Here is an 18,954-nt window from a genome sequence, read left to right as displayed (position 1 = left end):
ACCGCTCTTTTTCCTCCTGCCTGTCACTATAGACAGAAGGCAAGATTTCATTTCCCTTTTGGAATCTTCCCGTATTCCTTACCACTAAAAAAGCGGCAAGTCCTGCCGCTTTTCGGTTATTATACTTTCAAATCCCTGATGGCCTGCGCCCTGTCTTCTTTTCCAAAGACCGAAGAACCGGCGACCAGAATTTGAGCGCCCGCTTTTTTGAGAAGCGGTGCATTATCCCTGTTCACGCCGCCATCCACTTCGATGGAAAGGGAAAGTCCTTTTTCTTTAATCATGGCGGAAAGGGCGGCAATTTTATCAAGGGTATAGGGAATGAATTTCTGCCCGCCAAAACCGGGATTCACGGACATGATGAGGACAAAATCAAGAAGAGACAGGACCTGTTCTATGGAAGCGAGGGGTGTGCCCGGATTCAGAGCAATACCGGCCTTGATTCCCCTGTCTTTAATGTTATGAATCATGCGGTCCAGGTGCGGCACTGCTTCTACATGGAAGGATACCATGTGAGCTCCTGCTGCCTCAAGGCCTTCCAGATAGGCTTCGGGATGATAAGTCATAAGGTGAACATCAAAAGGAAGTTTTGTACAGGGCCTTAAGGATTGAATGACTGGTACGCCAAAAGTAAGATTAGGTACAAAGCGGCCATCCATAACATCCAGATGGACGTAGTCAGCGCCGCCTTTTTCAATATCCTTGAGCTCATCTGCCAGACGGGAAAAATCTGAAGCCAGTATAGAGGGAGCAATTTTCATAATTTACCTCCTTGGATTCCTTATTTCATCCAGTATTTCAAGATATGACTGATATCGCCGCTGCTGAATCAGTCCTTCGTCCACCGCCTGCCTTACAGCGCAGTCCGGTTCTTTGCTGTGGATACAGTCATTGAATCGGCATTTCCCCAGGAAAGGTCGGAAATCACGGAATAAATAGGAAAGATGATTCCCTTCGATCCGGTCAATATCAAGATAGGTATAGCCCGGTGTATCCATAAGGAATCGCCGGTCTTTCCATTGAATCAGTTCCGCATGGCGGGTAGTATTCTTTCCCCTGCCTGTATGGCGGCTCACTTCACCGGAAAGGAAATGGGATTTTCCAAGTATCCTGTTCAGAAGAGTCGATTTCCCCACTCCGGAGGGTCCGGAAAAAGCTATGATTGGTCCTTTGAGGGCACTGGTGAGTTCTTCAAGCCCCTCATCGTGAAGAAGAGAAAGGGAAAAGGCGGAATATCCGGCTTTTCTGTAGTAGGTAACAGCCTTTTCAGCCCCTGCTTCGTCTAGATCAGCTTTATTAATCACAATCAGTGGTTCAACGCCGGCCTCTTCAGCCATCACCACCATCTTGTCCATAAGGAAGAGATTCAAGTCCGGGGTACGGACGGCTGATACAAGTACAAGCTGGTCTATATTAGCGGAAGGAGGACGGTAGAGCACGGTTTTCCGTGGATACACATGAGTAATGACCGTCTCCCCGCTATTTCCCGTTTCAAAGTCCACATAGTCCCCTACCAGGATATCGGTACGCCGTTTCAGCCTGCCCCGGGAGCGGCAGAGAGACAGGGCTCCTTCACTGCCGTATATGGTAAAATAGCCATTCTGATTTTTCAGAATCAGTCCCTTCATCATCAAAGCTCCCGATCCTGAACTACAGAGCCGTCAATGACTACCTGTACATGTACGTTTCCGCTGCCGGAAACATCCTTGCTCACTGTGCTTCCTGGAGCCGCTTTGCCGCTATAGGCAGTATGCTTCCCACTGTCATCAGTGACATAGATTTCTACCTGCCGTGCATTGCCGCCTTTAGGAATGGAGATATTCACAGTGCCGGTCTTAGTCTGGGATTTCTTCTTTCCAACAGTCAGATTGACCACATTGGAAGAGGTGGATTCACCGCCTGCCGGGTCCTGGGAAATAATGATGGCGTTGCTGTCATCGGTAGAGGTACCGTCAGAAGCATTGATGGTACCAACGGAAAGCTTCATGGAAAGCAGTGTATTTCTGGCATCAGCCAGTGTCATGCCCACTACATTGGGTACATGGACCTTTTGTTTCATATTAATGACAATATTCACTCTGGTTCCCTTGGTGGCTTTAGCGCCGGATTCAGGGCTCTGGGAAATGATGACATCCGATGGTTTATCGGGATCATTCCCGTTTTCCACAGCTCCCAGAGTGAGTCCCATTTTATCCAGCCTTTCCTTGGCCTGTTCCAAGGTCAGTCCCTTAAGGTCAGGAATCAGCATGGCAGATCCGCCTTTGCTGACAGTGAGGTGGATAATACGCCGGGCTTTTACGTTAGTTCCGGCGGCAGGGGTCTGAGAAATAACCTGTCCTGCCGGTACGTCGTCACTGGCTATTTCATCCACCGATACTTTCAGATCCAGTTTCTTCAGCGTAGTTTCAGCCACTTCCACCGGCTTACCTACCACGTTGGGAACGGTGATATTTTCAGAGCTCCAGAAATTGCCAAAGCTGAAAAAGGCCCAGGCAAAACAGATGATGAAAAGGACAGCCATGCCGATCCAGATGTACTTCTGCGGCAGATTTGTAATGAATCTGGTCAGTTTTGTTTCTCTCTGTACTTTGTGAGTCCGTACTTCTTTCTTGGGGATAGGCCTTGTCATGGCTGTAAAGTCATGAGAGGCGGGCTTGTATATGGTAGTCGTAAATCCCTGGGCGATTTTCAGTTCAGAAATAAAATCGGATACCGTATCGTATCTTTTATCCGGATCTTTCTGGAGTGCCGTTAGAAGACATTCCTCCAGCATGGGAGAAATGGCAGGATTGTATTTAGTGGGCCGCGGAATGTCGCCCTGCATGTGCTGGAGAGCAATGCTCACAGCCGTTTCTCCTTCAAAAGGAAGGTGGTGTGTCAGCATTTCATAAAGAACGATACCCAGGGAATAGATATCGGTCTTGGCAGTTATTTTATCTCCTGCTGCCTGTTCTGGCGAAAGGTAATGGACCGAGCCCAGGATGGACTGTTTGTCAAGAACAGTAGAAGAGTTAATGGCGCGGGCAATACCGAAGTCCGTCACCTTCACTTTGCCTGTCCTTGTGAGAAGTACGTTATGCGGTTTGATATCACAGTGGATAATGCCGTTGGCATGAGCTTCTTCCAGGGCATAGCCGATTTCAATAGCAATGCGGACAGCCGTATCAATGGGGATATTGGGGTGGTTCTGGATATACTGCTTCAGCGTTTCCCCTTCCACGTATTCCATGACGATGTAATGGACGTCACCGTCGCAGCCTACATCGTAAATACCCACAATATTTGGATGGGACAGCTTCCCTGCAGACTGGGCTTCATGGCGGAACCGCACGATAAAATCATTGTCTTCTGCAAAGCTGCTGTGCAGAATTTTGACTGCCACAATCCTGTCAAGAAGGATATCTTTGGCTTTGTACACATCAGCCATACCGCCTGAACCGATTTTTTCAATCAGTTCATAACGTTCATCAAGAATTTTACCAGTCATATTTTACTCCACTCAGTTCCAAAATTGAATCAATATAAAGGAGGCATTGTCTCTGGCCCCTGCTTCATAGACTTTTTCCATGATCAGGCGGCCCAGTTCTTTCAGGTCTTCTTTTGTCTTTCTGGGGCTGGACGCAATCAGACTTTCCAAATCCCTGTCTTCTACCATGCCCGAAACGCCGTCAGTACAGAGAAGGATGAAGGTTCCATTTTCCAATGCAAAGGAACCGGTATCCACTTTCAGCTCATCTTCAATGCCCACGGCACGGGTAATCTCATTTTTTCTAGGATGAACCCTCATTTCCGCCCGGGACAGCTTCCCTTCGTTCACCAGTTCCATAACGAAAGAATGGTCTACGGTAATCTGTTCCAGCTTTCCCTGCTGAAATCGGTAGAGCCGGCTGTCTCCTACATGGGCCCAAACCAGCTTATCCCCCACTTCTGCTGCAGCTACCATGGTCGTACCCATGGACCGAAGCTCGGGATTATCCTTTTTTTCATTGAGGATAGCCCTGTTGGCAGCATAAAAGGATTCCTTCAGCAGCTGCTCTGAAAAAGCAGGTACGCTGCCAAGGAAACGGCCGGCACTCTGTACTGCCAGGCTGCTGGCAATTTGGCCGCCATCATAGCCGCCCATACCGTCAGCCAGAAGGTACAGGTTATTCACAGACAGATTGATGGCGTCCTCATTGACCTTTCTTACAAGGCCTTTTTCCGATTCTCCATAAGTTAGTATCATCTAAGTCTTTTCCTATCAAGAAGCAACCCCACGCCCGGCATGTTCATTTGCCGGGACTGATAAACCTTAACTTATCCAATTAATTTAATACTAACATCATCAGCAGGGATAGTCAATTTTCTGTTCCCTTTGAGAGGCTCTTTTTGAGTAAAAAGTGGGAATTTCTTTCATGAAACAGGGGTGATTCTGCGGGCAGTCCCCAAAATGACAGGAAAAAACAGAGTAAAATGGAAAATCATAGAAACAGATACCGCGCCCTTACTTGTCAGAGAGGAAACGGCGCTTCAGCTGTCCGCAGGCAGCCTGGATTTCATCACCCATCTGTCTTCTGACAGTCACACTTTTCCCGTGCTTTTCCAAAATAGAAACGAACTTCCGGATTTCATTCATATCCGGCGGATAGAGCTGGATATGTTCCGTACCATTAATGGGGATAAGATTGAAATGGCAGTTCATCTTTCCGGTCAGACGGCAGAGCTCTTCGGCATTTTCCGGAGAGGCATTGATATCCTTAATGAGTATGTATTCAAAGGTCACTCTCCGCCCCGTGGTTTTGAAATAATAACGGGACGCCTTTACTACATCCTCGATTTTGAAATTGCGGCTCACCGGAAGAATCCGGTTTCTGATTTCATCATTAGGGGCATGGAGGGAAATAGCCAGGGTAATAGGCAGGTGCTCCTCGGCCAATCGGTAAATCTGGGGCACAATGCCGCAGGTGGAAAGGGTGATATTTCGAAGGCTGATATTCAGCAGACCCGGATCATTGGCCAGTCGGATGAAACGGAGAACTTCCTCATAGTTGGTGAGCGGTTCGCCGGAACCCATGAGGACGATGGAATGGATAGGCGCATCCAGTTTTTCTTTGAACGCATACACCTGGGCCAGCATTTCCGATGCGTTAAGGTTTCGTTCCAGCCCCTTTCTGGTGGATGCACAGAAGACGCATCCCATGGCACAGCCCACCTGCGTGGATATACAGATGGAATTTCCATAGGTATGATGCATGCATACTGTCTCAATCAGGGAGGCGTCGGAAAGCTTCAGGAGGATTTTCGTGGTATCCCCGTCATTGGAGGCAAGGGTGCTCATGATTTCCGGTTTATTGAGCAGGGCTTCTTCTTTGAGCATATCCCGCATGGAAGCAGGAAGCTGCTTCATTTCAGAGAAATCATAGATATAGCGGCGGTACAGGTAGTCCTGCAGCTGCTTGGCTCGAAACTTGGGAAATCCCTTTGACACCACCCATTCTTCCATTTCTGGCAGGGTGTGTCCCCAGATATTAAAAGGCATAATGGCTCCTTCTATAAAGAATTATTTTTTCAGCAGTTTGGCAATAAAGAAACCGTCGCTTTGAAGTTCATAGGGCAGGATGGTCATCATACCATCGGCCGATTTCTTTTGATCTCCCAGCGAAAATTCAAGGGGAGTGAATTCCTGGTGTTCTTTCAAGAACTGACGGACTCTGTCTTCATTTTCTGCAGGATTCAAGGTGCAGGTGCTGTATACCAGAAGGCCGCCTTCTTTTACATAGGAAGCAGCGCAGGAAAGAAGTTTCTCCTGGAGAGGCGGGAATTCTTTCAGGTCCTCTTCCTTCCGGTGCCAGCGGATTTCCGGTTTATGGGAAAGAACGCCCAGGCCGGAACAGGGAGCATCCAGAAGAACCTTATCGTATCTCCCAAAGAGAGCAGGGAAAGGTTTTCCTGAATCCCTAGCTCCTGCATGGATGATGGAAATCCCCAGTTTCTTTGCATTATTTTTTATGAGTGAAATCTTATGGGGATACAGGTCCCAGGCATCAATGGTTCCGTTATTCTTCATCATTTCTGCCATCTGGGTGGTCTTGCTGCCGGGGGCAGCACACATATCAAGCACCCTGTCCCCTTCCTTCGGAGAAAGAATGGCAGCCGGAATCATGGAGGAAAGGGACTGTACATAAGCAAGACCCTCTTCTGCCAGAGGCCAGAATGCATGGGCTCCTTCCAAAAGGATGAGGGCATTGTTATCCCAGGGGACGGCCTCTGTTTTGATGCCTTTTTCCGCCATCATTTTTTGAAGGGCATCCCGGTTTGTCTTTAATGTATTGACTCTTACAGCCAGCTTCGGCGTTTCATTGAAAGCCTCTAAAATGGACGCTGCTTCCCTGCTGTAATGGGACTGCCACCATTTCACCAGCCATTCCGGTTCATTCCAGTAAAGGGAATCGTAAAGCAGCGGATTGTCATTTCTGGGAAATAAAGCAAGTTCCTTCTTTTTACGGATATATCCCCGGAGGACGGCATTGATAAAACCCACATTTCCTTTATGGGTGATTTTCTTTGCTATTTTTACCGTTTCATTGACTGCGGCAGAAGCAGGAATTCTTGACAGGTAAAGAAGCTGATAAAGACCGAGACAGAGAAGGATTTTTACAGATGGATGGATTTTTTTTAAAGAATAGGTGCTGAGGCGGGAAATAATCCAGAGAAGGTAATTATATTTCCTAAGCACTCCATACACCAGTTCCGTTAAAAGCCGGCTTTCCGGTCCATTTAATGGATATTCCTTCAGCACATGCTGGAGGGTAAGATTGGCATAGGCCTTTTTCTCCAGAATGTCGTATAAAGCCTGATAAGCAAGCTTCCGGGCAGAAGGCAGGGGCTTAGCGGTCGAATGTATCATTCACTTTCACCTGGTATCCATGAATAAAGTCGGAAGCATCCATCTTTTTATGGTTTTCCGGCTGGATTTCTGAAATAACAAGGGCACCACTGCCGCAGGCCACATGAATCCGGTTCTCTGCAAGGGACAGGATGGTGCCGGGCTGGGCGGAGTGCTTTACAGCTTCAGGCGCTGCTTTATGGATTTTTACTCTTTTTCCTCGATAGAAGCTGTAGGTACCGGGGTTTGGATTCATGCCTCGAATCAGGCAGTCAATCTTATCCGCCGGAAGATTCCAATCCAAATGGCCCATGTCTTTTGTGATTTTTTCAGCATAGGAAGCTTCTTCCTGATTCTGGGGAACAGAATGCTTGAGTTTTTCGGGAAGGTCATCCAGTACGTGAATGAGCTCTCTGGCCCCCAGGCTTCCCAGCTGGTCAAAAAGTTCTCCTGCATTCATGTGGGAAGGAATGGCCATTTTCACGGCGGAAATGATATTTCCTGTATCCATGCCTTCATCCAGCTGCATAATGGTCACACCGGTTTCCTTTTCTCCATCTATAATGACCCGCTGGATGGGGGCAGCGCCCCTGTATTTCGGAAGAAGAGACGCATGGACATTGATAGCTCCATAGGTGGGAATATCAAGGACTGCTTTGGGGAGAATCTTTCCATAGGCGATAACCACAAGAAGATCCGGAGATAAAGCTTTCAGTTTCTCCTGCTCTTTCGGATTCTTCAAACTGTCCGGCTGGTAAACCGGGATATCATGAGAGAGACCAAAGGATTTCACCGGGGAATAATTAATCTTTCTGCCCCGCCCGTTAATCCGGTCCGGCTGGCAGTAAATCGCCACCGGCTGATAACCATGGAGAGTCATGGCTTCCAGTGCAGGAACGCCAAAATCGGGAGTTCCCATAAAGACGATACGATACTTATTCATTTGTTTTCGGTCCTTTATGAAGAGAAATGGCCTTTTCAATGAAGAGAATACCGTTCAGGTGATCTGTTTCGTGCTGAATGCAGCGGGCAAGAAGGCCGGAGGCTTTTTTTGTTTTCTTTTTCCCGTGAATATCCTGATAGCGGATGATGACATTGGAATAACGGGTCACTTCACCAAAGAATTCAGGAACGGAAAGGCAGCCTTCCGTATCTGTGTTCATTTCATCGCCATCGGGCTTCCATTCCGGATTTATGTAGGCTTCGAATCCCGATACTCCGTCATCGGCTACGAAAATTCTTTTGGAAACAGCGATCTGCGGTGCAGCCAGGCCAACACCGTTTGCTTCATAGAGAGTCTTCTTCATATCATTCACAAGGAATTTCAAACTTTTATCAAATTTTTCAACCGGCTGTGCCTTCATTTTTAAAATGGGGTTGCCGGCAGTAATAATGGTACTCAATTCATTTCCTTCTTTCTTTTATGGTTATTATGAGTCCTTTTATAAAGGATCTACATCTATAATTATATCATTTTCCTCAAACAGGGGCGTCCCGCGCATGGCGTTTTTTAAAGAGGTAAGACTTTTGCCCTTGACAAGAATAGATATGTAGTAGAGATTTCGAACACGCTTGATAGGTTCACTGAAAGGGGCCGTGCACTTTACATTTCCCGAAAGCCGGGGAATGACGCTTTGAAGCCAGCTGTGAATCCTGGCGGCCTGGGAGTCTGCTTTTTTTTCATCTTCATTAAAGCAGGTAATCTTCATAAGTCTCGCAAAAGGCGGATATTCCAAAAGTTTCCGATATCGAAGCTCCTGTTTGTAAAAGCTTTCATAATCCTGCCGCGCAGCGCATTGGATGACATAGTGGGAAGGGTTATAGGTCTGCAGAATCACTTCTCCCTGTTTCCTGCTCCGACCGGCCCTTCCGGCACATTGTGTAATGAGGTTGAAAGTCTGTTCCGCCGCCAGATAGGAAGGAATATTCAGAATGCTGTCGGCAGAAAGAATGCCTACCGTCTGCACACCGGGAATATCATGGCCTTTAGCCACCATCTGGGTGCCGAAAAGTATATCAAATTTCCCCTGTCTGAAATCATCCAGAATTTCCCTGGCACTGTTCTTCCTTCTGGTACTGTCCAGGTCAAACCTTCTGACTCTGGCCTCAGGCAGGAAATCAGCCAGCTCTTCTTCTATTCGTTCCGTACCCGCCCCCAGGTAGAGGATACGGGTGCCATGACATACAGGACATTCTCCGGGAAGGGGGTGCACTGTTTCGCAGTAATGGCACTCCAGCCGGTTCATTTCCTTATGGTACACCAGAGATACATCGCAGTTGGGACATTTGAACACATGGCCGCAGGAAGAGCACATAAGGGTGGTGGCAAATCCACGCCGGTTCAAAAGGAGAATGGCTTTATTCTTTTCAAGGATCGTCTTCTGGAGAAGGGAGATTAAAGGTGCAGAAATAAGACCGCTTCTGTCAATCGGCGGGTTCTCCTTCAAATCACATACATGAATCTGAGGAAGCGGCGTTTTGAACACCCTTTCCTTCATGGTGAGGAGACTGATTTTCCCCTGGCAGGCCGCATAATAGGTGGTTATGGAAGGAGTGGCGGCGCCAAGTACAATAGGGCAGTGATAAATGACCGCCATGACTTTAGCCGCGTCCCGGCCGTTATACCTTGGAGTTTCCCCCTGCTTATAGGAGGTATCATATTCTTCATCCACCACAATGAGCCTTAGATTCTTGAAGGGCATGAAAATGGCGGATCGGGAGCCGATGACAATGGGACTCTCTCCGCTCATGATACGCATACGGTTGTTATACCGCTCCCCTTTGCTGAGGCCGCTGTGCATAAATACTACTTTATCTCCAAAGATGGAGGCAAAATAAGAAGTCATCTGGCTGGTGAGGGCGATTTCCGGCACAAGAATGAGGGCGGATCCCCCTTCTTCCAGAGCGTGACGGGCAGCCTGGAGATAAACCTCGGTCTTCCCGCTCCCAGTCACCCCTTTTAGAAGAAACCCTTCATAGGCCTTTCGATCTATGGAATCGCACAGGGCTTTGACTGCCTTCTCCTGTTCTTCGGTCAGTGTCTTTTCCTTCTTTTCCCCTTCCCGGGTAATCAGAGAATAGGTTTCCTTTCTATGATAGACCGCATGGCCGTATTCATTCAAAAGAAATGCATGAATAAGGGCAGTGGAAAATCCCTTTTCCTTCAACCTGCTCACCGGCTGGGAACCATGGGCCTTCAGAAATTCAGAAAGTTCTGCCTGCTTTCGGCTCCTTCCCTTTTCTTTATCCGTGAGCTCCCTGTCCGGCACAATCCATTTTTCCAGAGGTATTTTATGAGCGGCTGCCAGGGTTTCCTTTTTGATGAGAAAATTCTGTTTCACGTATTCCATCAGCCTGTCCCCAAAAAGGAGGGCCGCCGATTTATCATCCAGACTGTCCACGGACCGGTCTACCAGTCCTTCTATGTCCTCCACCGGTTCCTTCTCTATTTTTTCCCAGTTCACAGTATAGGTAATTTTAGTTTTGACTGCTTTCTTATCGATATAGAAGAGACGGAGGGCATCGATGAGCGTACACATATAATAGGAGGAAATCCAAAGGGCAGTCCGTATCATTTCATCAGTAAACCAGGGAAAGGAATCTACCAGAGACAGAATATCCAGAAGTTTATAGGATAACTGAGATGTATCTTCTTCATGAACGGAAAGAATAATTCCCTCTTCCTTCCGTCTGGCAAAATTCACTACGCAGCGCCAGCCCACACCTGCCCCTTTCATGGTTTCAGGAATACGATAGGAAAAGGTTCGATTCAGATGCTTGGAAGGTCTGTTAATCAGAACTTCTGCAATGGTTTCCTGCATAGGATGCTCCTTCCCAATAAAAAATGGACAGCCCGAAGGCTATCCATTATTTTATCATATTTTTGGCTGTTTAAGAAATCAGAGGCCTGCTTCTTTCCTGAGCACATCTGCTTTGTCAGTGTGTTCCCAGGGAAGATCAATGTCTGTCCTTCCGAAATGGCCATAAGCAGCAGTCTGCTTATAGATAGGACGGCGGAGATTCAGCATATCGATAATGCCTGCAGGACGAAGTTCGAAGTTCCGGCGGATAAGGTCCACGATTTTTTCATCATCAATTTTTCCGGTGCCGAAGGTATCAACGAAGATGGAAACCGGTTCCGCTACGCCGATGGCATAAGCCAGTTCGATTTCACATTTATCTGCAATGCCGGCTGCCACAATGTTCTTAGCCACATAACGGGCAGCGTAGGCAGCACTGCGGTCTACCTTTGTGGGATCCTTGCCGGAGAAGCAGCCGCCGCCATGACGAGCCATGCCGCCGTAGGTATCTACAATGATCTTACGGCCTGTCAGGCCGGCATCGCCCTGGGGACCGCCGATAACAAAGCGGCCGGTGGGGTTGATAAGGTATTTTGTATTTTCATCAAGGAACCTGGCAGGAATGGTGGCCTTGATGACCTTGTTAATCATGTCTTCCTCGATCTGTTCATGAGTAACATCAGGGTTATGCTGGGCGGAAATGACTACGGTATCCACGCGGACCGGTTTGCCATCGTCATATTCCACGGTAACCTGGGTCTTTCCATCAGGACGGAGATAAGGAACGTCTCCGTTCTTTCTTACTTCAGCCAGACGCCGTGCCAGCCGATGGGCCAGAGCAATCGGCATGGGCAGGTATTCCGGCGTTTCATTGGATGCGTAGCCGAACATCATGCCCTGGTCGCCGGCACCGATATCATATTTATCAGCTTTCTTTTCCTTGGCTTCCAGAGACTGGTTGACGCCCATGGCAATATCGGGAGACTGTTCGTCAATGGCCACGTTAATGCCGACGCTTTCGCCGTCAAAGCCATAACGGGCATCGGTGTATCCTATATCGTTAATGGTCTTTCTGATAACCTGGGGAATAGGTACATAGGCGGTGGTGGTAATTTCACCAAATACATGGACCTGACCGGTGGTTACAATGGTCTCGCAGGCCACACGGCCATTGGGATCCTGGGCCAGGATGGCATCAAGAATAGCATCAGAAATCTGATCGGCAATTTTATCAGGATGACCTTCCGTAACGGATTCTGATGTAAATAATACTTTCTTAGACATATAAGTCCTCCTCACTTGAAATGTGAAAATATAATAAAAAACGGCTCTCCGCAGGGAGAGCCTATCCTCTCATCTGCCAGCAATATGCTGATGGAATTAGCACCGGTTCCTTTTTCAGGAATGGTTGCTGCAGCGTCCCCGGGCCAAATCCCTCAGCTGCTCTTGATGAGTCTTTATTCACTTGAGTACTATTATACCGTTATTTCTTTATTTTAGCAATAGTTAACTGTTATTTGGTCATAGGAGTTAACGAAGGAAACTGAAAATTTCAGTGCTTTTTCCGAGGTGGCCCAGAAGGCAGCCTGCATTCCTTTTGCTTTTCCCTGGCTATTTCCTATTTTCCAAAGAAAATCTTCATATCTTCTTCCACCGTAGTGATACCGGCAATACCGAATTTATCCACCAGTACGTTTACCACTGCCGGCGAAAGGAATGCCGGAAGTGTGGGTCCCAGATGAATGTTCTTTACGCCCAGGGAAAGGAGGGCAAGAAGGACGATGACCGCCTTCTGTTCATACCAGGCAATATTATAAACAATGGGGAGTTCATTCACATCGTCAAGGTTGAAAACTTCCTTCAGCTTCAGGGCAATGAGGGCCAGACTGTAGGAATCATTGCACTGCCCCGCATCCAGCACCCGGGGAATGCCGCCGATGGTTCCCAGATTCAGCTTGTTATATTTATACTTGGCACAGCCGGCAGTCAGAATCACTGTATCCGCAGGAAGAGCTTTTGCAAATTGACGGTAGTATTCCCTGCTCCTTGCTCTTCCATCACAGCCGGCCATGACAATGAATTTCTTAATAGCGCCGGACTTTACTGCCTCCACCACCGTATCTGCCAGAGCAAGCACCTGGTTATGGGCGAAACCGCCGGTAATAAAGCCTTTTTCGATTTCCTTCGGCCCCTTGCAGGAAAGGGCCTGACGGATAATAGGAGTGAAATCCTTTTTGCCGTCTTTCTCATCAATATGGCCGGCGCCGGGGAAGGAAACCACACCGGTGGTCCAAAGTCTTCCTTTATAGCTGTCCTTAGGAGGCACCACGCAGTTGGTGGTCATGAGGATAGGACCGTTAAAGGATTCGAATTCCTCCCTCTGTTTCCACCATGCATTGCCGTAGTTTCCGGCAAAATGGCTGTATTTTTTAAAGAAAGGATAGTAATGGGCAGGGAGCATTTCCCCATGAGTATACACGTCTACACCGGTCCCCTCAGTCTGTTCCAGAAGCATCTCTAAATCTTTCAGGTCATGACCGGAAATGAGAATGCCCGGATTGCTGCGTACACCGATATCCACCTTTGTGATTTCCGGCTGTCCATAGGCTGACGTATTGGCCTCATCCAGAAGAGCCATGCCCTTAACGCCGTATTCGCCGGTTTTCATGGTCAGGGCGAAAAGGTCATCTACGGAAAGGTGCTTATCCAAAAGACGGGCCAGTGTATCTTCAAGAAAATCATTGATTTCCCTAGATTCCTTATGAAGAACCCTTGCATGGCGCAGGTAAGCGGAAAGACCTTTCAAGCCATAGGTAATGAGCTCACGAAGAGACCGGATATTTTCGTCTTTTTCGGAAAGTACGCCAATTTCCGGATTGTCATAGGAACCATCAGAAGGCTTCCAGAGAGCAGCATCAGAAAGAGAGGACTGATCCGGCAGTAAACGGAGAAGCTCCTCCTTCACCGCTGCTGTTTTCTGTATTCTTTCTTCAATCATGGTATCATCAAAGTTGGCATTGGTAATGGTGACGAAGAGATTATCTTCAATCAGATGGGCCACATGGTCAGGCACCGTAGTCCCTTTCCGCCGGCATGCGGAGGAGACTTCGGAAAGGCCTTTGGTCACATAAATAAGTACATCCTGCAGATGGGCGGTACGGGCCGATTTTCCGCACATCCCCTGAATGGTGCATCCCCTGCCGCCTGCGGTTTCCTGGCACTGATAGCAAAACATCTGATTTTCCATTGATTTCCTCCTCATGTAAAATAAAGAATTGATACTTTTATTATACGAAATACCTATAAGCTATATTGTTGCCGCCGCAACATAAAATAGATATAATGATAAAAAAAGAATATTTTTTAAGGAGGCTGCCATGAATCATAAAAATTATGAAGGGCTTCCCCTTTTCAGGGATATGGAAGAAAGCCGTATTCGGGAAATACTTCTCACTGCCGGCTGCTATATCAGGAATTTCAAAAAAGGCAATTATATTTATGAAGAGAATGAAATCATCCGCAGCATAGGCCTTATCCTTTCCGGTCATGTATATATGATCAGGGAAGACCTGTGGGGAGAAAAGGATATTCTGGTACGCATGGGCCGAGGAGAACTGTTTGGAGAAAATTTTGCCTGTTCTCCTCATCCTGCTTCTTCTGTCACTTTTTATGCCCAGGAGGAAGCGGAAGTGCTTTTTATCCCCTATGACCGTCTCCTCCGTCATGCGGGAGATGGAGATGTGCTTGTGTTTATTAAAAATCTCATAGCCATGATGACTTCCAAAAGCCAGGAACTCATGAGGAAAATCAATGTGATTTCCAGAAAATCCCTCAGAGCAAAAATCCAGTGCTTTCTTTCCATGGAAGCGGAAAAAGCAGGAAGCTGTGATTTCACCATTCCTTTTTCCAGGGAGGACATGGCTGAATATATCTGTGCCAACCGAAGCGCTCTTTCCCGGGAATTAAGGGCCATGGAAAAAGACGGTTTAATTACCCTGCAGGGAAGAAAATGCCATATCCTTCAAAAATAGAAGAAAAAATTTCCGCCTGCATTTCCCATAGCCCTATTGCCTCTATTCTATCCACGAAAAAAACGCCGCAGAAAACGGCGCTTTTTTCACTTTTTTCAGTTATTACTGCTGTTTCAAGCCTTCAGAAATTTTTTCAACGATAATGTGACCCAGTTCATCCTTTGTCATTTTCGGATACTGTTCCATGGTACCGTCTTTATAAAGAAGGGAAGCAATATTGGTGGGTACATTGAAACCGGCGCCAGGCATGGCCACATCATTGGCCACCAGCATATCCAGATTTTTCCTTTTCAGCTTTTCTTTGCCGTGCTCTATGACATCATTCGTTTCTGCAGCAAAGCCTACAAGGAACTGGCCTTTCTTTTTCTGCCCCAGACCATAAAGAATATCAGGGTTTTGGGTCAGCTCAATGTTCAGAACATCATGGGACTCTTTTTTGATTTTCTGGGTGGCCTGCACCTTGGGGCGATAATCGGACACAGCTGCTGCCATGATGGCGGCATCGCAGTCATCAAAATGGGAATTCATGGCACGGCAGAGTTCCCGGGCATCACGGACGTATTCTATCTTAACACCTGAAGGAACAGGAAGTGCCGTAGTGCAGCTTACCAGAGTCACATCAGCGTCCTCCATGGCAGCTGCCCGGGCAATGGCATAGCCCATGCGTCCGCTGGAACGATTGCTGATGTACCTGACAGGATCGATGGCTTCCTGAGTGCCGCCGGCACTGACGATTATCTTTTTACCCTTCAGGAGGCCTTTGCCGAAGAGTGCCTTTTCTACAGCATCCATAATGGATTCCAGTTTAGGGAAACGGCCTTTTCCATTGGTGTTGCAGGCCAGATGTCCTGATTCCGGTTCTACGAAGAGATAGCCGTGAGCACGGAGTTTAGCCATGTTTTCCTGTACAATGGGATTTTCATACATATTGGTATTCATGGACGGCACGAAAATCACTTTGGCCTTCGTGGCCATGACGGTGGTAGAAAGCATGTCGTCTGCAATACCGTTTGCCACTTTACCGATGATATCGGCAGTGGCCGGAGCAATGACGAATACATCAGCCATGCGGGCCAATGCAATATGCTCCACATCCCATTTATAGATATTGGCAAACATATCAACCGTCACATCGTTGCCGGACAGTTCGCCAAAGGTAATGGGGGTAACCAGCTTGGCCGCATTGGCGGTCATAATGCAGTGCACGTCGGCACCGGCCTGTCTTAAATGGCTGACCAGGCCGGCTGCTTTATAGGCAGCAATGCCGCCGCAGACGCCTACCACAATATGTTTATTTTCAAACATTTACAAATCCTTCCCGGAAATCCTGTTTCCTCAAAGTCTGTTATTTATCAAAGCTGTAGGTAATCTTATCCTTGTAAATTTCTTCCAGTGCCACAGTCACCGGTTTCTTGTTCTTTGCATCAGGAATCAGCGGAGGCTGGCCATCGGTCAGCTCACGGGCCCTGTCCGCTGCCAGGGTAACCAAGGTATACTTGGAATCTACTTTCTTCACAAGGCTGTCAATGGATGGAAAACACATCATTTTAAAGGTACCTCCTTATTGATATATTGTTTGAAAATGGTTTCAATCTGTCCTTCATTGCGGGACAGTTTACATTTCTCCGCTTCCAGAATGGAGCAGGTCTTATGCACCGCATCTTTCAGTATATCATTCACCACGATGTAATCATACTGATGGGCCATGGCCAGTTCGCTGGTAATCTGGGAGAGACGTTTTTGGATGACTTCCTCCGAATCGGTTCCGCGATCATGGAGACGGCCGGAGAGAATTTTAAGGGACGGCGGGACGATATAGATGAAAACGCCCTTGGGATAGCGCTTCTTCACCTGCATGGCTCCCTGGATATCGATTTCAAGAAGTACCGATTTCCCCTCATTAATCAAATCCAGGGCATATTTTTTCGGCGTGCCGTAGTAATGGTCATAAACCCTGGCATATTCCAGAAAAGCATCTTCCTTGATGAGTTCTTCAAACTGCTCATTGGTCCGGAAATAGTAGCTTTCCCCTTCCACCTCTCCCTTACGGGGCTCTCTGGTGGTCATAGAAACAGAATAATGGAGATTGGGATAAATGGAACGAATGGCACTGCAGATGGTTCCCTTCCCGGCACCGCTGGGGCCTGACACCACCAGCAGAATTCCCTCATCTTTCTTCTTTGTATCCATGATTAATCGTCCGATCCTTCGTTAATGACTGTATCCTTATTGGTCAATCTGTGAGAAATGGTTTCAGGCTGTACGGCAGAAAGGATAATCTGTCCGCTGTCCATAATGAGAACAGCCCTTGTTTTTCTGCCATAGGTGGCATCGATCAGTTCGCCTCTGTCCCGGCAGTCCTGGATCATACGTTTAACCGGTGCTGATTCCGGACTGATGATAGCCATAACCCTGGCTGCCGCCGCCATATTGCCAAAACCGATATTAATTAAAGAAAAACCCACTTTTGATAGCTCCTTATTCAATATTTTGGACTTGCTCGCGTATTTTTTCGAGTTCTGTCTTGATTATTATAACACAGTCAACCACTTCGGTGTCACTGGCTTTTGAAGCGGTTGTATTGACTTCCCTGTTGATTTCCTGGAGGAGAAAATCAAGTTTTCTGCCTGAAGGCTCATTGCTTTCAAGGATATGACTGAACTGGTCCAGGTGGCTTCCAAAACGCACAACTTCTTCCGTATAGTCAGCCTTCTCTGAAAAAAGAGCCACCTCTTCCAGTACTCTCCCCTCATCTATGGAAAGGTTCCTGTCTTCAAGGATTTTATTGATTCTCTCTTTCAGCCTTTCCTCATAGGCCCGGGCCGCATCATCCTGCCGGGATAAAAGGAATTCTCTCTTTTCTTTAAGGAAAGAAATTCGTTTTTCCAGGTCCTTCTTCAAGTTGGCCCCTTCCCTTGCCCGCATGCCTGTGAGTTCAGTCAGCGCCTTCTCCATGGCTTCGTCCACCAGAGGCGCCAGCTCTTCATCGGACAGGACTTCTTTTTCTACATGGAGAAAAGGTTCCGGCAGGGTTAGAAGATCGGAAATAGAAGGTTTTCTGTTTTTCAGTCCCTTCATACGCCGGCCTTCCGTTAAAGCGGCTGCATAGGCTTCCAGAAGATTCCTGTCCAGTACTACCTTCAGATTTCTTCCTTCTGCAGAAGGCTGGAAAGAAAGGTAAACGGTCACTTTACCACGATGCAGGGCTTCTTTGATTTTCCGGGATGCCCTGTCTTCCAGGAAAGCAGAGAAATGGTCGCTTCTCATATTAATTTCCAAAAAACGGCTGTTCACCGATTTCAGCTCTGCTGTCACGATGCCCCGTCCATTTTCTGCGCTGCCTCGTCCGTAGCCGGTCATGCTGTTCATATGCAATGCCTCCATTTATGATGAATTACAGCAGATAGTCTCCTTCAAATACTTTTTCTGCAGGACCAGTCATAAAGATATGGTCTTTGGGATTTCCGTCCCATTCGATATGAAGCTGTCCGCCATCCAGGGTTACGTCAGCACCGCCGGAAACCCGGCCGTTTAAAATAGCGGCTGCCACAGTGGCACAGGTACCGGTGCCGCAGGCCAGAGTCACGCCGGCGCCTCTTTCCCACACCCGCATCCTGAGATGGTTTGGAGAAAGCTGTTCTACAAATTCTACATTGGTCTTCTTTGGGAAATGAGGGTCTGTTTCCAGGTTGGGGCCTTCCTCCGTGACCGGAACAGCTTCTGCATCATCAACAAAAATAACACAATGGGGATTCCCCATGGACACGCAGGTAACCTGGTAGGATTTTCCATTTTTCTCATTGGCCAGCGTTTGATTTATAATAGGACCTTCGCCGAAACCTTCTGCCGGAATTTCTTTAGCATCCAAATGGGGGCACCCCATGTCTACCCGTACCATGCCATTATCCAGTATTTCCGGATAAAGGATACCGGCACCGGTTTCCACGGAAATCCGTTTTTCCTTCACCAGTCCCAGTTCGTGGGCCCACTTGGCAAAAGCGCGGATACCATTGCCGCACATTTCTGCTTCTGAACCGTCGGAATTAAAAATCCGCATCTTTAAATCGGCCTTATCAGAAGGGAGAACAAATATAATACCATCAGCGCCGATGCCGAAGTGACGATCGCAGATTTCTTTTGTATGCTTTGTGACTTCTTCCAGTTTTTCCTTAAAGCCATTGACAAAAACAAAATCATTGCCCAAGGCCTGCCATTTTACAAAATGCATAATTCCTCCTTGCTTATAGCTGTATATGAA

Annotated in this window: 18 protein-coding genes and 1 riboswitch; of the genes, 1 reads left to right on the top strand and 17 read right to left on the bottom strand. The window is 47.5% G+C overall.

All coding sequences use genetic code 11. From position 1 onward, the window contains the following. Positions 1–119: 119 nt before the first annotated feature. The 11 genes from rpe to hcp form a co-directional block, all read right to left on the bottom strand. Positions 120–761 (bottom strand): ribulose-phosphate 3-epimerase, encoded by a 642-nt coding sequence (gene rpe, locus HMPREF9453_RS02735; RefSeq protein ID WP_008859038.1) that lies wholly within the window; start codon positions 759–761, stop codon positions 120–122. A gap of 3 nt (positions 762–764) precedes the next feature. Beyond that, positions 765–1,628, bottom strand: coding sequence for a ribosome small subunit-dependent GTPase A (rsgA, locus tag HMPREF9453_RS02730; RefSeq protein ID WP_050805701.1), 864 nt, complete (start codon positions 1,626–1,628; stop codon positions 765–767). A 2-nt stretch (positions 1,629–1,630) separates the two neighbouring features. Continuing rightward, a complete protein-coding gene (gene pknB / locus HMPREF9453_RS02725) occupies positions 1,631–3,487 on the bottom strand; it encodes a Stk1 family PASTA domain-containing Ser/Thr kinase (protein WP_008859036.1) in 1,857 nt (618 codons plus the stop codon). A gap of 12 nt (positions 3,488–3,499) precedes the next feature. Next, complete coding sequence (locus HMPREF9453_RS02720; protein WP_008859035.1) at positions 3,500–4,225, bottom strand: Stp1/IreP family PP2C-type Ser/Thr phosphatase; 726 nt, start codon at positions 4,223–4,225, stop codon at positions 3,500–3,502. Between the two features lie 258 nt (positions 4,226–4,483). Next, positions 4,484–5,518: a dual-specificity RNA methyltransferase RlmN gene (gene rlmN / locus HMPREF9453_RS02715; protein WP_008859034.1), complete on the bottom strand. Its 1,035-nt coding sequence runs from the start codon at positions 5,516–5,518 to the stop codon at positions 4,484–4,486. A 21-nt stretch (positions 5,519–5,539) separates the two neighbouring features. Next, positions 5,540–6,886, bottom strand: a complete 1,347-nt coding sequence (gene rsmB / locus HMPREF9453_RS02710; RefSeq protein WP_008859033.1) for a 16S rRNA (cytosine(967)-C(5))-methyltransferase RsmB — start codon at positions 6,884–6,886, stop codon at positions 5,540–5,542. Then, positions 6,867–7,808 (bottom strand): methionyl-tRNA formyltransferase, encoded by a 942-nt coding sequence (gene fmt / locus HMPREF9453_RS02705; protein ID WP_008859032.1) that lies wholly within the window; start codon positions 7,806–7,808, stop codon positions 6,867–6,869. Before fmt ends, rsmB begins: the two co-directional genes overlap by 20 nt. Continuing rightward, complete coding sequence (gene def / locus HMPREF9453_RS02700) at positions 7,801–8,268, bottom strand: peptide deformylase (protein WP_008859031.1); 468 nt, start codon at positions 8,266–8,268, stop codon at positions 7,801–7,803. Before def ends, fmt begins: the two co-directional genes overlap by 8 nt. Positions 8,269–8,307: 39 nt before the next feature. After that, positions 8,308–10,686: a replication restart helicase PriA gene (priA, locus tag HMPREF9453_RS02695; RefSeq protein WP_008859030.1), complete on the bottom strand. Its 2,379-nt coding sequence runs from the start codon at positions 10,684–10,686 to the stop codon at positions 8,308–8,310. Between the two features lie 78 nt (positions 10,687–10,764). After that, the gene (gene metK, locus HMPREF9453_RS02690) at positions 10,765–11,949 is read right to left on the bottom strand and encodes a methionine adenosyltransferase (protein ID WP_008859029.1); all 1,185 of its coding nucleotides are present in this window, start codon (positions 11,947–11,949) and stop codon (positions 10,765–10,767) included. Between the two features lie 66 nt (positions 11,950–12,015). Then, positions 12,016–12,121: riboswitch (SAM riboswitch) on the bottom strand. 162 nt (positions 12,122–12,283) lie between these two features. Next, positions 12,284–13,912, bottom strand: a complete 1,629-nt coding sequence (gene hcp, locus HMPREF9453_RS02685; protein ID WP_008859028.1) for a hydroxylamine reductase — start codon at positions 13,910–13,912, stop codon at positions 12,284–12,286. A 130-nt stretch (positions 13,913–14,042) separates the two neighbouring features. On the opposite strand from hcp, the gene HMPREF9453_RS02680 reads away from it, so the two are divergent. Then, positions 14,043–14,696: a Crp/Fnr family transcriptional regulator gene (locus HMPREF9453_RS02680; RefSeq protein WP_008859027.1), complete on the top strand. Its 654-nt coding sequence runs from the start codon at positions 14,043–14,045 to the stop codon at positions 14,694–14,696. 102 nt (positions 14,697–14,798) lie between these two features. Here HMPREF9453_RS02680 and coaBC read toward each other — a convergent pair whose 3' ends face one another. The 6 genes from coaBC to dapF are packed head-to-tail and all read right to left on the bottom strand — an operon-like array spanning position 14,799 to position 18,924. Further along, a complete protein-coding gene (coaBC, locus tag HMPREF9453_RS02675) occupies positions 14,799–16,001 on the bottom strand; it encodes a bifunctional phosphopantothenoylcysteine decarboxylase/phosphopantothenate--cysteine ligase CoaBC (RefSeq protein ID WP_008859026.1) in 1,203 nt (400 codons plus the stop codon). A gap of 40 nt (positions 16,002–16,041) precedes the next feature. After that, positions 16,042–16,242, bottom strand: a complete 201-nt coding sequence (gene rpoZ / locus HMPREF9453_RS02670) for a DNA-directed RNA polymerase subunit omega (RefSeq protein WP_008859025.1) — start codon at positions 16,240–16,242, stop codon at positions 16,042–16,044. After that, positions 16,239–16,886 carry a guanylate kinase gene (gene gmk / locus HMPREF9453_RS02665; RefSeq protein WP_008859024.1) on the bottom strand — a complete coding sequence of 216 codons (648 nt, stop codon included), beginning with the start codon at positions 16,884–16,886 and terminating at the stop codon, positions 16,239–16,241. The genes rpoZ and gmk overlap by 4 nt, the downstream gene beginning before the upstream one ends. A 2-nt stretch (positions 16,887–16,888) precedes the next feature. Further along, entirely contained in the window at positions 16,889–17,161 is a 273-nt protein-coding gene (gene remA, locus HMPREF9453_RS02660; RefSeq protein WP_008859023.1) for an extracellular matrix/biofilm regulator RemA, read from the bottom strand. A 13-nt stretch (positions 17,162–17,174) separates the two neighbouring features. Then, positions 17,175–18,065 (bottom strand): YicC/YloC family endoribonuclease, encoded by an 891-nt coding sequence (locus HMPREF9453_RS02655; RefSeq protein WP_008859022.1) that lies wholly within the window; start codon positions 18,063–18,065, stop codon positions 17,175–17,177. A gap of 25 nt (positions 18,066–18,090) precedes the next feature. Further along, entirely contained in the window at positions 18,091–18,924 is an 834-nt protein-coding gene (dapF, locus tag HMPREF9453_RS02650) for a diaminopimelate epimerase (protein WP_008859021.1), read from the bottom strand. Positions 18,925–18,954 lie beyond the last annotated feature (30 nt).

Origin of the sequence: Dialister succinatiphilus YIT 11850 (assembly GCF_000242435.1) — a bacterium.
In the GTDB taxonomy this organism is placed as follows: domain Bacteria; phylum Bacillota; class Negativicutes; order Veillonellales; family Dialisteraceae; genus Dialister; species Dialister succinatiphilus.
This window is presented reverse-complemented; position numbering and strand designations above follow the sequence as displayed.